Origin of the sequence: Serratia sp. JKS296 (assembly GCF_900215445.1) — a bacterium.
In the GTDB taxonomy this organism is placed as follows: Bacteria; Pseudomonadota; Gammaproteobacteria; order Enterobacterales; family Enterobacteriaceae; genus Serratia; species Serratia marcescens.
The window spans coordinates 2,293,800-2,307,054 of the sequence record NZ_OCMX01000001.1 but is presented as its reverse complement, the minus strand read 5'-3'; the positions used below and the strand labels follow the sequence as shown (position 1 = coordinate 2,307,054).

The 13,255-nt window shown below is 60.2% G+C and carries 11 protein-coding genes; 6 read left to right on the top strand and 5 right to left on the bottom strand.

Going from position 1 to position 13,255, the window contains the following annotated elements; genetic code table 11:
• Complete coding sequence (gene sapF, locus CRO23_RS10970) at positions 1-813, top strand: putrescine export ABC transporter ATP-binding protein SapF (protein ID WP_016927550.1); 813 nt, start codon at positions 1-3, stop codon at positions 811-813.
• 146 nt (positions 814-959) lie between these two features.
• Here sapF and CRO23_RS10965 read toward each other — a convergent pair whose 3' ends face one another.
• Entirely contained in the window at positions 960-1,217 is a 258-nt protein-coding gene (locus tag CRO23_RS10965) for a hypothetical protein (protein ID WP_016927549.1), read from the bottom strand.
• A gap of 17 nt (positions 1,218-1,234) precedes the next feature.
• Here CRO23_RS10965 and CRO23_RS10960 point away from each other — a divergent pair, with 17 nt between their 5' ends.
• Positions 1,235-2,419: a CMD domain-containing protein gene (locus CRO23_RS10960; protein ID WP_016927548.1), complete on the top strand. Its 1,185-nt coding sequence runs from the start codon at positions 1,235-1,237 to the stop codon at positions 2,417-2,419.
• Between the two features lie 460 nt (positions 2,420-2,879).
• Positions 2,880-3,428 carry an inclusion body family protein gene (locus CRO23_RS10955; protein WP_015378018.1) on the top strand — a complete coding sequence of 183 codons (549 nt, stop codon included), beginning with the start codon at positions 2,880-2,882 and terminating at the stop codon, positions 3,426-3,428.
• Positions 3,429-3,516: 88 nt separating this feature from the next.
• On the opposite strand, the gene CRO23_RS10950 is transcribed toward CRO23_RS10955, so the two are convergent.
• Both CRO23_RS10950 and dacD read right to left on the bottom strand, forming a co-directional pair.
• Positions 3,517-4,422 carry a LysR family transcriptional regulator gene (locus CRO23_RS10950; RefSeq protein WP_016927547.1) on the bottom strand — a complete coding sequence of 302 codons (906 nt, stop codon included), beginning with the start codon at positions 4,420-4,422 and terminating at the stop codon, positions 3,517-3,519.
• A gap of 65 nt (positions 4,423-4,487) precedes the next feature.
• A complete protein-coding gene (gene dacD, locus CRO23_RS10945; protein ID WP_097101932.1) occupies positions 4,488-5,657 on the bottom strand; it encodes a serine-type D-Ala-D-Ala carboxypeptidase DacD in 1,170 nt (389 codons plus the stop codon).
• Between the two features lie 282 nt (positions 5,658-5,939).
• Between dacD and CRO23_RS10940 the strand changes: the two genes are divergently transcribed.
• Positions 5,940-8,246, top strand: coding sequence for an FdhF/YdeP family oxidoreductase (locus tag CRO23_RS10940; RefSeq protein WP_016927545.1), 2,307 nt, complete (start codon positions 5,940-5,942; stop codon positions 8,244-8,246).
• A gap of 15 nt (positions 8,247-8,261) precedes the next feature.
• Here CRO23_RS10940 and CRO23_RS10935 read toward each other — a convergent pair whose 3' ends face one another.
• Complete coding sequence (locus CRO23_RS10935; RefSeq protein WP_097101930.1) at positions 8,262-9,116, bottom strand: LysR family transcriptional regulator; 855 nt, start codon at positions 9,114-9,116, stop codon at positions 8,262-8,264.
• A 99-nt stretch (positions 9,117-9,215) separates the two neighbouring features.
• On the opposite strand from CRO23_RS10935, the gene gloA reads away from it, so the two are divergent.
• Entirely contained in the window at positions 9,216-9,743 is a 528-nt protein-coding gene (gloA, locus tag CRO23_RS10930; RefSeq protein WP_016927543.1) for a lactoylglutathione lyase, read from the top strand.
• A 187-nt stretch (positions 9,744-9,930) separates the two neighbouring features.
• Positions 9,931-11,865, top strand: a complete 1,935-nt coding sequence (locus CRO23_RS10925; RefSeq protein ID WP_097101928.1) for an exoribonuclease II — start codon at positions 9,931-9,933, stop codon at positions 11,863-11,865.
• 74 nt (positions 11,866-11,939) lie between these two features.
• On the opposite strand, the gene CRO23_RS10920 is transcribed toward CRO23_RS10925, so the two are convergent.
• Positions 11,940-13,250 carry an MFS transporter gene (locus CRO23_RS10920; protein ID WP_097101926.1) on the bottom strand — a complete coding sequence of 437 codons (1,311 nt, stop codon included), beginning with the start codon at positions 13,248-13,250 and terminating at the stop codon, positions 11,940-11,942.
• Between the last annotated feature and the right edge of the window lie 5 nt (positions 13,251-13,255).

The following is a 13,255-nucleotide window of genomic DNA, read 5'->3' as shown; positions in this document are numbered from 1 at the left end:
ATGGAAACGCTGTTGGAAGTGCGCAACCTGAGCAAAACCTACCGCTATCGCACCGGGCTGTTCCGCCGCCAGCACGTCGAGGCGGTGAAATCGGTCAGCTTTACCCTGCGCGAAGGCCAGACGCTGGCGGTGATCGGCGAGAACGGCTCCGGCAAATCCACGCTGGCGAAGATGCTCTCCGGCATGGTGGAGCCGACCGCCGGCGAGCTGTTGATCGACGATCATCCGCTGGCGTTCGGCGATTATCGCTATCGCAGCCAGCGCATTCGCATGATTTTTCAGGATCCGAGCACCTCGCTCAATCCGCGCCAACGCATCGGCCAGTTGCTGGATGCGCCGCTGCGGCTGAACACCGATCTGGAACCCGCCGAGCGCGAGCAGCGCATCAACCAGACGCTGCGCCAGGTCGGCATGCTGCCGGATCACGCCTACTACTATCCGCACATGCTGGCTTCCGGGCAGAAACAGCGCGTCGCGCTGGCGCGTGCGCTGATCCTGCAGCCGAAGGTGATTGTCGCCGATGAGGCGCTGGCCTCGCTGGACATGTCGATGCGCTCGCAAATCATCAACCTGATGCTGGAGCTGCAGGAAAAACACGGTATTTCCTATATTTATGTCACCCAACATCTCGGCATGATGAAGCATATCAGCGACCAGGTGCTGGTGATGCATGAAGGGGAAATCGTCGAACGCGGCAGCACCGCCGAGGTGCTGGCGGCGCCGCTGCACGAATTGACCAAGCGTCTTATCGCCAGCCACTTCGGCGAGGCGCTGACCGCCGACGCCTGGCGGCGCGACGGCGGCCGTTTTTGAGTCGCGCCGTCACCGCCAAACCCGCTGCGGCGGGTTTTTTATTGCGGTACGCGCCTGCCGCTTAGCAAGAAAACGCACATACAAATTACATTCTTGTTATATATCCTTATATTTTATTCCTTTCAGTTATTGATTAGTCCGTAACATTATTTTATCTCGCCAGGGCGATCGGTGAGGATATCCCCTACGTTGAGTCTCTCATACGACAGGATATCGCACTGATGAACAGCCTTCGCCACCGCCGCCTCACGCAGCTTTTGCTCACCCTGGCCGCCGGTTTCTCTGTTTACGGCCACGCGCTGTGCTGCGATGAGCTGCGCTAAATCCGCCTTTCGCCCCGCCTGGGGGCATGTTGCCTCTTTGTCCAGCCGCCGCTGCCGTACGCAGCGTTGGCTGTTGATCATGATTAAGGATTGACCCTATGGAACGACTCCGTCGACAACATAATGCCCAGTGGTATCACGAAACCCAAAGCAGCGTGCGGGGCGATGCGCCGCTGGAGCCTCAGGCGGCCACCCTTCGCGATCGCTTTCTGCTGGGGCTGGGCGCCTTCGCCGATGAAGCCTTAAACAATGCGCTCAGCGCTCGCGCCGGGGTGTTCAACGCCTCATTGGCCGGCTACCACGCGCTGTTTCCCGATCAGGTGCCATTATCACGATACGTGACAATGTCACCATATGATCGCCTCAGCACCGCGTTGACCGTCGCTCAGGTGACGGGCGTGCAGTCGCTTTGTAGCCACTATGCCGCCCGCCTCGCCCCGCTGCACAGCCCGGATGCTTCCCGGGAAAGCAATATCCGCCTCGCCCAGATCACCCAATACGCCCGCCAGCTTGCCAGCCAGCCCACGCTGATTTGCCGCAAGGCGCTGCAACAGCTTGGCGACGTCGGGCTGAGCCCGGCGGATATCGTCACCTTTTCGCAAATCATCGGTTTTGTCAGCTATCAAGCGCGCGTGGTCGCGGGCGTCGCGGCGTTGGCCGGCCGGCCGGCGGCGGTGGTGCCCGGCTTCCCTAACGTCGAAGACGCCGTTGGCGTCGCTTTCAGTGCCGAAGAGTTAAGCTGGACCGCGCGTCTGCCGCCGATCGACACGGAAGCCGCCGCCGCCGAACAGCTTGACGTGCTGGATCAGAGTCACCCGCAGGCGCGCGCCGAATCTTATTATCTGCTGTTGGCGCACGATGCCGCCGCACTGCGCGAGCGTAACGGGGTGTTCAACGGCATCAATGCCGAAGGATATGGGTTATCGAGCCGCCTGAAGGCGCTGGCGACGCTGGCGGTTTCGCGCATCAACGGCAGCCATTATTGCGCGGCCACGGTGACGCAAGAGCTCCAGGACGACGGACTGGCCCAGGCGCTGTTCGCCGGGCTGCCTCAGGGGCTGGCATTTACCGAGGATGCCGTCAAACGCGCGGTGATCCACACCGCCGCCGAGCTGACGCGCGCACCGGAGAAATTTACCCCGCAGAGCGTGCAGCCGTTGTTCAACAGCGGCCTGAATCAGGCGCAGGCGCTGGAAGTGATCCTCACCGCCGCGCTCTACGCTTGGGAAAATCGCCTGCGCCAAACGTTGGGCGATGCGGAACCGGTACAACCGGCGCTGTGATCTGTCATCACTGAGTTGACGGCTAACGTTCTTCGCCGTTAACTCCCCCTCTCTGTTTCGGCGAAAAACTTCACCAAAATATAAATTGATAAAGCAAAAATCCAAACACACTTCATTTATCAGGATTATGATTCGTTTTATTCTGCCACCGGCGAAACACAGGGTTCGTCAAAATTATGTCTGCAAACAAAGCAATAGGCAGATTGCGCCATCGCTCAATTCTGTAACCGTTCTCATCGCAGAAGCAGTAAAACAAGGTTTTAACCCTGCTAATTAATAGATGGACTCATTAAAACCCCTAACCTTTCAGCAGTGGTCGTCTTGCTATTTAGTTTCTATGATTAAGCCGATAGCGGCGTTGTGATGACCCATTTTAAATATTCAACAAAGATAAAAGCTCGCCGTTATTCTCATTATTTTCAATTTTCTATCACAGCAAAAAATATTGTGAGGTAACCCTATGTCTGAACAAGAACTTAAATCCAGCAACAGTATCGTTAACGTGATTGTCGTCATCGATACCGATGCCCTGATAGAAGCATTCGAGAATAACAATCCCAGCCAGGACGCCGGCAACCCGACGGGCATTGGCCATCAATACGCCTATATGGTCGTCACCTCCGAACAGGTGATCGGCGGCTCCGGCACGGCGGACCTGAACTTTAAGGCCAATGTCGGCGACGTCATTCGCTGGACCGGCACCTCAGAATCCGCCAATTTCGACGCCAGCGTGCTGATCTACGGGCTGCCGCAGTTCGGCAGCGGCACCCAGGTTTTCTCCAACCCGACCTTCAAAATGTACACCCGCAGCTCGATGATGCCGGCGCAAAATACCGTATTCCCCGTCAGCTTCACCAACCAAACCTATTGGTTTATACAGGCAGACATTACCAATACCGGTACGGAAAACTATTGCATTCAATTTGGCCTTTATTATCGGCCAAACGGCGGCGATCAGAAATTACTGGGTTATTTCTATTGGGATCCGACCATTACCATCAGCAATTAACATAATTTCATCGGCCGTTAGCGCAAACATGATGATGGCCCCACGGGGCCATCATCATGGCTGGAACGTCGGATAAACATAAACGTCTCTATTCCTTTTGCCGACGCAGCCACTCGCTGGCGGCGTCGAAGAATTTTTGCGCCAACGGCGTAGCGCGCTCCGCCATATCGACCACCACCGCCGCATGACGCGGCATGGCGCCGATGGCCACCGGGCGCCGCTGCAGCTCGGGCATCAGCGGCGATTGCAGCTGGCCACGCGGGAACAGCCCGCAGCCCAGGCCGACGAAAATCCCCTCCAGCAGTTGGAAGATCGACGCGGTCTCGAGCCGCGTGTGCAGCGTCAACCCGGCGTCGCGGAAGTGCTGATCGAGATAGCGGCGGAAATAACGCGTCGGTTCGGCCAGGCACAGCGGCAAGGCGGCCACCGCCTCCAGCGGCAACGGCGTGTCGCCCACCAGCTTAGGGAAGTGTTGCGGATGAAATACCAGCTCGACGCCGGTTTCCACCAGCGGTTGCGATTGAAAATGCAGTTCCTTCAGCGTCGATAGCTCGAAAAAGCCGATGCCGATGTCGACGGTATGCGCCGTCAGCGCCTCCAGCAGTTGATCGGCGCTCAGCACCGCCAGCCGGTAATCAAGATGCGGATAACGCTCGCTGACCGCCTTGAGCATTTCCGCCACCGAGATGCTGCACTGCGGCACCACGCCAAGGCGCAACGTGCCGTGCAAACCGTGCTTGAGCGACTCCACCTCCAGCTTCAGCCCCTGGTAAACCGAGACAATCTCACGCGCCCACGCCAGCACCCGCTCGCCTTCGGCGGTAAAACCACCGAAATGGTTGCCGCGGTTAATCAGCGAAACGCCCAGCTCTTTTTCCAGGTTTTTCAATCGCATGGACAGCGTCGGCTGGCTGACGAAGCTGGCCTCCGCCGCCCGACCGAAGTGGCGTTCCCGTTCTAAATTACACAAATAAATCAGTTGTTTAATATCCATAGCGCGGCTCAATGATCGGCATTCGCGCTCAGTATACCACCGGGCGTCGTCGCTCGCCCGGTGAGTCAGAGCTTCAGCTTCATGTAATCCATCAGGCGCGAGAACACGCCGCCCTGCGGCACCGCCTGCAGCGCCACCAGCGGCAGGGTTTTCACCACCTGGCCATTATCGCTGATGCGGATCTCGCCAACGGTTTGTCCTTTGTTGATCGGCGCTTCCAGCCGCGCGGCATTGATCACGTACTGCGCCTTCAGTTTGTCCGCCTCGCTTTTCGGCAGGCTGAGCGACTGTTCTTGCGCGCTGCCGACCGGCAAGCGGTGGCTTTCTCCGTACCAGACCGGTTCGTCCCCCAGGCTCTGGCCGGCGCTGAACAGGTGCACCGTGGTAAAGTCGCGCAGCCCCCACGTCAACAGCTTACGCGCCTGTTCCTCGCGGCCTTTGGAACTTTTGCCGCCCATCACCACGGCAATCAGGCGGCGATCCCCTTCGGTGGCGGAGGCGATGATGTTGAAGCCGGCCGAGGCGGTGTGCCCGGTTTTCAGGCCGTCGACGTGCAGGGTCTTATCCCACAGCAGGCCGTTGCGGTTCTGCTGCGTGATGCCGTTCCAGGTCAGCGATTTCTCGCTGTACATGTGGTATTCCGCCGGCTCGCTCATAATGATGGCGCGCGCAATCACCGCCAGATCGCCGGCAGTGGTGAACTGCCCAGGCGCATCCAGCCCGTGTACCGTCTCAAAATGGGTGTTCTGCAATCCCAGCTGGGCGCTCTTCTCGTTCATCAGCTTGACGAAGTTGGCCTGGCTACCCGCCACATAATCGGCCATCGCCACGCAGGCATCGTTACCGGAATCGATGATAATGCCGCGACTGAGATCGCGAACAGTGACCCTGTCACCAGGCTTCAAGAACATCAGCGAGGAGCCTTTGAACACCGGGTTGCCCTGCGCCCAGGCGTCTTTCCCCACGGTGACGACATCGTCGAGGCCAATCTTGTGCTGGTCGAGCGCGTGGTCGATCACCAAGCCGGTCATCAGTTTGGTCAGGCTGGCCGGATTGCGCCGCTCGTCGGCATTGCCGGCGGCCAGCACCTGGCCGGTGGTGTAATCCATCAAAACGTAAGAGGCGGCGTCTATCGCCGGTGGCGTCATGGTGGGAAAATGAGGCGTCATTTCCGCCGCCTGCGCCGCCAAAGGCAATAACATACCACCGATCACTACTGATACTGAACGCTTCACGCTGTGTTCCTCAGGCCCGCAGGCTAAATAAAATGCCAATATAATCCGCGAGATAGACTGCATGAATTCACTTTCAGACGAAACCTTTACTCTTTTGCAGCGGGTGTCTTTATGCAACCATTTGTTTAGGTCAACATCCATCTGCGATAGATATGCTCTATGCCGCCATTGCACCATTCGATTAGACGCCCGCCTGCCGCGCTCCTAAACTTGTGACATAAATACGCAAAACGCATAAAAAAGCGTTTACTTTTTAGCTACAACCACCTGCGAAGTGTCACCATGAAATTCAAACCGTCAATCAAGCCTTATACCGGCCCGGCGGGCGGCTGGGGTTCGCTTGAAGCCACCACCCGCTTTGTCCTCGACAGTAAACAAACGCTAAAAAACATGCGCAACCTGATGCGCGTCAACAAGGCGCGCGGCTTCGACTGCCCCGGTTGCGCCTGGGGCGACGACAATCACAGCACCTTCAGCTTTTGCGAAAACGGCGCCAAAGCGGTCAGTTGGGAAGCGACGCGCAGCGCCGTGGAGCCTGAGTTCTTCGCCGCCCACAGCGTCAGCACCCTGCAGCAGCAGAGCGACTATTTCCTCGAGTATCAAGGGCGCCTCACCCATCCGATGCGCTACAACGCCGAAACCGACCACTATGAGCCTATCCATTGGCCGGACGCGCTGGCGCTGATCGCCAAACACATCAACGGCATGGACAACCCGAACCAGATCGAGCTGTATACCTCGGGCCGCGCCAGCAACGAAGCGTCGTACCTTTATCAGCTGTTTGGCCGCATGCTCGGCACCAGCAACTTCCCCGACTGTTCCAACATGTGTCACGAGGCGAGCGGCGTTGGGCTGAAGCAGAGCATCGGCGTCGGCAAAGGCACCATCCGCATCGATGACTTCGAAAAGGCCGACGCCATCTTCGTGTTCGGTCAAAATCCCGGCACCAACCACCCGCGCATGCTGCACAGCCTGAAAAACGCCGCCCGACGCGGCGCGCGCATCGTCAGCTTTAATACCCTGCGCGAACGTGGGCTGGAAAGGTTCGCCGATCCGCAGGATCCGGTGCAGATGCTGACGCCAAAATCCTCGCCGATCAGCTCTTCCTATTACCAGCCGAATCTGGGCGGCGATATGGCGGCGGTGCGCGGCATGGTGAAAGCCCTGCTGGAAACCCACCGTCAGCGCCTCGCCGCCGGTGAACCCGCCCTGTTTGACCTGGCGTTTATCGAACGGCACAGCGTCGGCGTAGAGGCTTATCTGGCGCAGGTGGACGCCACCGAATGGCGGACCATTACCGCGCAATCGGGCCTGAGCGAAGCGCAATTGCGCCAGGCGGCGGCCACCTACCAGGGCGCCGAACGGGTGATCTGCACCTGGGCGATGGGCGTGACTCAGCATAAGCACTCTATTGCAACGGTGCGTGAAATCACCAACCTGCAGTTGTTGTTCGGGCAACTGGGCAAACCGGGCGCCGGTCTGTGCCCGGTACGCGGCCACAGCAACGTCCAGGGCAACCGCACCATGGGGATCGATGAGAAGTCGCCGAAGGCGCTGCTCGACAGCCTGGAACGCCACTTTAACTTCACCGCCAATCGCGCGCTGGGCCACAACACGGTGGAAGCGATCGAAGCGATGCTGCGCGGCGAAGTGAAAGTGCTGATCGCGCTGGGCGGCAACCTGGCCGCCGCGGCGCCGGACACCGAGCGCACCGCCCGCGCCCTGCGCAACTGCGATTTGACGGTGCATATCAGCACCAAGCTTAACCGCAGCCACCTGGTGACCGGCAAAGACGCGCTGATCCTGCCGACGCTCGGCCGCACCGAACTGGACATGCAGGCCAGCGGCTCACAGTACATCACGGTCGAGGACTCGTTCAGCATGGTGCACGCCTCGGAAGGCATCGGCAAACCGCTGGCGGACACTCAACGTTCGGAGACAGCGATCGTCTGCGGCATCGCCGACGCCGTGCTGGGTACGCAACAGCTGGACTGGCTGGAATTGGCCGACGACTACTCGCTGATCCGCGATCACATCGCCGCCACCATTCCCGGCTTCGAGGATTTCAACCGGCGCTGCGAGCAACCCGGCGGCTTCTACCTGGGCAATGCCGCCGCCGAACTGCGCTTCGCCACGCCAAGCGGCAAGGCGGAATTCAGCGACGCCGCGCTGCCGACCACCCTGTTCCCGCAGCTGGGCGGCGAGCAAGCGCCGTTCACCCTGCAGACGCTGCGCTCGCACGATCAGTACAACACCACCATCTATGGTCTGGATGACCGCTACCGCGGCGTTTACGGTCAGCGCGAAGTGCTGTTCATCCATCCGGAAGATCTGGCGGCGCTGGGCCTGCAGGATGGCGAACGGGTAGAGATAGAAACCCTGTGGAACGACGGCGTGGTACGTAAGGTGGATGGATTCAAGCTGGTGAGTTACGACATTCCGCGTGGCAACCTGGCGGCCTACTACCCGGAAACCAACCCGCTGGTGCCGCTGGCCAGCTTCGGCGACGGCACCGGCACTCCGACGTCGAAGTCGATCCCGGTGGCGATTCGCCGCAGCGAGCAGCAACCGTCGCTGCGCATCGCCTGAAAACACGCGCCCGGTTCACACCGGGCGCGCCAATATTTCCAGGATAGTCTGCAATTCCTCGGACAGCTGATGCCGCCGCCAGACGAAATAGAGATCGCTCACGCCCTCCTCGCCCATTTCCACCACCTTCAGCCCCGGCGCCGGCAAGATCAGCGGCAGCAACGAGCCGGGCACGCAGGCGACGCCGCAACCATCCTTCACGCAGGCTGCCATCGCGGCATAAGATTCCATTTCCAGCGTCATGCGCGGTTTCAGCCCGCGCGAGGCCAGCCAGTGATCGACCTTCAGCCGGAACGAGCACTCGCGGCTGAACGTGTAAAACTCCAGCGGCGCCAGCGTGGCGGCGTCGGGTTGCCCGACATCCGCCGGCATCAGCAGCACCAGCCGTTCGTCAAACGCCTTTTGGCTGGCCAGCAGCGGATGCTCAATCGGGCCGTCGGTGATCGCCAGATCGAGATCGCTGTCGATCAACATGCGTTCCAGCACCAGCGAGTCGCGGCTCAGCACGTTGATGTGCAAATGGGGCTGTAAACGGCGCAGCCGGGCGATGCGCGCCGGCAAGTGACTGACCAGCGAAAAATCCAGCGCCCCGAGGTTCAGCAGCCCATGCTGTTGCTCGCCGGCGAACAGCTGTTTGCTGCGCTCGGCCTGCGCCACGATGTCGCGCGCCTGCTGGTAGAACAGCCGGCCTTTGGGATTCACGTACAGCCGGTTCTTGTCGCGGAAAAACAGCTCGCCGCCCAGCGACTCTTCCAGCTCGCGCAGCCGCAGCGTGACGTTGGAAGGCACGCAGTGCAGCTCACGGGCGGCGGCGGCGATGGTTTTGTGTTCCACCACGGTGCAGAAAAACTTCAGCTGGCTCAGCTTCATCTATCCTTCACTTTTAGTTAGCGTTTTAGTTAAAAACAATCACTTTAGATTAGCATCGATTTCACCTACAGTCTGTCGACACCCTGAGGAGGATCACTGATGCCACTGAATGACTTACTGACGCTGCCCGGCGTGGCGGCCCAACCGGATACGGTAACCGACGGTTACGTGTTCAACCACACCATGATCCGCGTGAAAGACCTGACCAAAGCGTTGGATTTCTATACGCGCGTGCTGGGCTTTACCCCGGTCTATCTGGAAGAGTTCAAAGAAGCCGCCTTCACCATCTGCTACCTGACGCGCAGCCCGCGCGAGCAGATCCCGCAGGATGACGACGAACGCAAACGCTGGGCGCTGAGCCAGCCGGGCATTCTCGAGCTGACCCATAACCACGGCACCGAAAATCAGGCGGATTTCCATTACCACAACGGCAACGGCGAGCCGCGCGGCTTTGGCCACCTGTGCGTCACGGTGCCGGACGTGCGCGCCGCCTGCGAGCGGTTTGAACGCCTGGGCGTCACCTTCCAGAAACGCCTGCATGAAGGCCGCATGAACTACGTGGCGTTCATTCGCGATCCGGACGATTACTGGATTGAAATCCTGCAGCCGACGCCGCTGCGGGACTGATTGTCCCACGCCTTTCACCCCGGCCTGCGAGCCGGGGTTTTTCATCGTTCGCCCTTCGATTGACCATTCTTGCGCAAAATCGCGCGGCAACGCGGGGTTCCGTGACGTTAGGCTTGCTCGCAGCGGGTGATTCGCGTAAAACTGTCAGCCGCAAATCTTGCCACTCACAACCCATTCACTGGACGATATGTTTCAAGATAACCCGCTGCTGGCGCAGCTTAAACAGCAACTTCACTCTCAGACCCCGCGCGTTGAAGGCGTCGTGAAAGGGACTGAGAAAGGCTTTGGCTTTCTTGAAGTAGACGGTCAAAAAAGCTACTTCATTCCACCGCCGTACATGAAGAAAGTCATGCACGGGGATCGCATTATCGCCACCCTGCACACCGAGAAAGAGCGCGAAATCGCCGAGCCGGAAACCCTGGTCGAGCCGTTCCTGTCGCGCTTCGTCGGCCGCGTGCAAAAGCGCGACGATCGCCTGTCCATCGTGCCCGATCATCCGTTGCTGAAAGAGGCGATTCCGTGCCGCCCGGTGCGTGAACTGACCCACAACTTCCAGGCCGGCGACTGGGCGGTGGCGGAAATGCGCCGTCATCCGCTGAAAGGCGATCGCGGCTTCAACGCCGACCTGACCCAGTTTATCACCGACGGTGAAGACCATTTCGCCCCGTGGTGGGTGACGCTGGCGCGTCACAATCTGGAAAAAGAGGCGCCGGAGATGCAGGCTCTCAGCGAGCCGGACGCTGCGCTGGTGCGTGAAGATCTGACCGCGCTCGAATTCGTCACCATCGACAGCGCCAGCACCGAAGACATGGACGATGCGCTGTACGTGACCGACAACGGTGACGGTTCGCTGCAGTTGACCATCGCCATCGCCGATCCGACCGCTTATGTCGAGCAAGGCAGCAAGCTGGACGATATCGCCCGCGTGCGCGCCTTCACCAACTATCTGCCGGGCTTCAACATCCCGATGCTGCCGCGCGATCTGTCGGACAACCTGTGCTCGCTGCGCCCTAACGAGCGCCGTCAGGTGCTGGCTTGCCGCGTGACCATCGCCGCCGACGGCGCGCTGGGCGAAGATATTCAGTTCTTCGCCGCCGAGATCGAGTCCAAAGCCAAACTGGTGTACGACGAAGTCTCCGACTGGCTGGACGGCATTGCCGGCTGGCAACCGCCTAGCGACGCCATCGCGCAACAGATCACCCTGCTGAAACGCGTTTGCGACGCGCGTAACGCTTGGCGCCACCAGCATGCGCTGGTATTCAAAGATCGCCCGGACTACCGCTTCGTGTTGGGTGAAAAAGGCGACGTGCTGGAGATCGTTACCGAGCAGCGCCGCAGCGCCAACCGTATTGTTGAAGAGTGCATGATCGCCGCCAACGTCTGCGCCGCCATCGTGCTGCGCGATCGCCTAGGCTTCGGCGTGTACAACGTGCACACCGGTTTCGATCCTGCGCTGGTTGAGCAAGCGGTCACCGTACTGCAGGCCAACGGCGTCGAAGCCGAAGCCGAGAAGCTGCTGACCCTCGACGGTTTCTGCGAATTGCGCCGCCACCTGGACGCGCAGCCGACCCAGTTCCTCGACAGCCGCATCCGCCGCTTCCAGACCTTCGCCGAGATCAGCACTACGCCAGGGCCACACTTCGGTCTGGGTCTGGAGGCTTACGCCACCTGGACATCGCCGATCCGTAAATACGGCGATATGGTCAACCACCGCCTGCTGAAGGCGGTCATCAACCAGCAGTCGGCGGAAAAACCGCAGGATGACGTGACGGTGCAGCTGGCGGAGCGCCGCCGCCTGAACCGCATGGCGGAACGCGACGTCGGCGACTGGCTGTACGCCCGCTTCCTGCAGGACAAGGCCGGCACCGATACCCGCTTCAACGCCGAGATTATCGACGTAACCCGTGGCGGCCTGCGTGTGCGCCTGCTGGACAACGGCGCGGTTGCCTTCATCCCGGCGCCGTTCATTCACGCAGTGCGTGACGAAATGCAGTGCAGCCAGGAAACCGGCACCGTGCAGATCAAAGGTGAAGTGGTTTACCGCCAAAGCGATACCTTGCAGGTCACCATCGCCGAAGTGCGCATGGAAACCCGCAGCGTGATCGCCCGTCCGGTGGCCTGAACGCCAGCCTGAAACGGTCGCAACGCAAAGCGCCGACGGTGAAAACCGCCGGCGCTTTTTTTCGCCCGCGCTCGCTAGCGCAATGGATCGCCGCCGGTTTCACGCAGCAATGGCAGCACCGCCAGCGAAGCCAGCGTCGCCAGCATCAGGTAGACGGCGGGCGCCAGCAGCGAGCCGCTCAACGCGATCGACTGCGAGGCGATATATTGGGCAAAGCCGCCGAAAATCGCCACGCCGAGGCTATAGACCAACGCAAACCCCAATGCGCGAATGCGCTGCGGAAACAGCTCCGAAATCATCAGCATGGTCGGCACCGAGCCGAGCGTGGTCAATCCGACCAATATCGCGACAATCAGCAGCAGCACCGCCGGATGCGGCGCGGCGCTCAGCCACCAAAACGCCGGCAAGGCCACGATCAAGATAGCGATGCGCGAGCCCCGGATCAGCGGCAAACGGCCATAGCGATCGCACCAGTGCCCGACCAACAGGCTGCCGCCGAAGGTCACCAGCCCCGCCAGCAGCATCGCGGCATAGCCGTAGGCTTGCGGCATGCCTAAGTATTTCACCGCGTAAGTGCCGAGATAATACATCGAGATGTAAGTGGCGACGGTAGCGCCAATGGTCAGCATCACGCCAAGCACCACCGCCCGCGAGTGCCGTCGCAGCTGCGCCGGCGGTTCATGGGCCCGCGACACCGGCGGCCGGTCGCTTTCCAATCCGAGACGCAGCCAACAACCGAGCGGCGCCAGCGCCACGCCAATAAAGAACGGAATGCGCCATCCCCACTCGGCCATGGCGTTCGGCTCGCCGGAAAGCACCGGCAAGACCGCGCTGAGCGCCAGCGCGGTGACACCGCCGACCACGGTGGCGATGCCCTGCGTCGCCAGCGACCAGCTGGAATAGAAGCCTCGCCGGTTAGGTGGCGCCGACTCCACCAGCAACGACATCGATGCCCCCACCTCGCCGCCCGCCGCCACGCCCTGGATCAAACGCGCCGCCACCAGTGTGACGGTTCCCCAATAGCCGGCGCTGGCGTAAGTCGGCGCAAAACCGATCATCGCCGTGCCCAGGCTCATCAGTGAAATCGTCAGGATCATCGCCGGCTTGCGGCCATGGCGATCGGCATAGGCGCCGATCAAAATACCGCCCAGCGGCCGCATGAAAAAACTGACGCCAAACGTGGCGAACGCCAACAGCAACGCCAAATTAGGATCGCTCGACGGCGGAAAGAACAGCACACTAATATAAATGACGAAGAAGTTATAAATACCGAAATCGAAAAATTCCAGCGCATTGCCGAAGGAGGCGGCGAAGATGATCTTTTTGCCACCGATCTTCGGGGCCGATATTATTTCCGTTTGGGTTTCAGCCGTATTTTCACTCATCATTA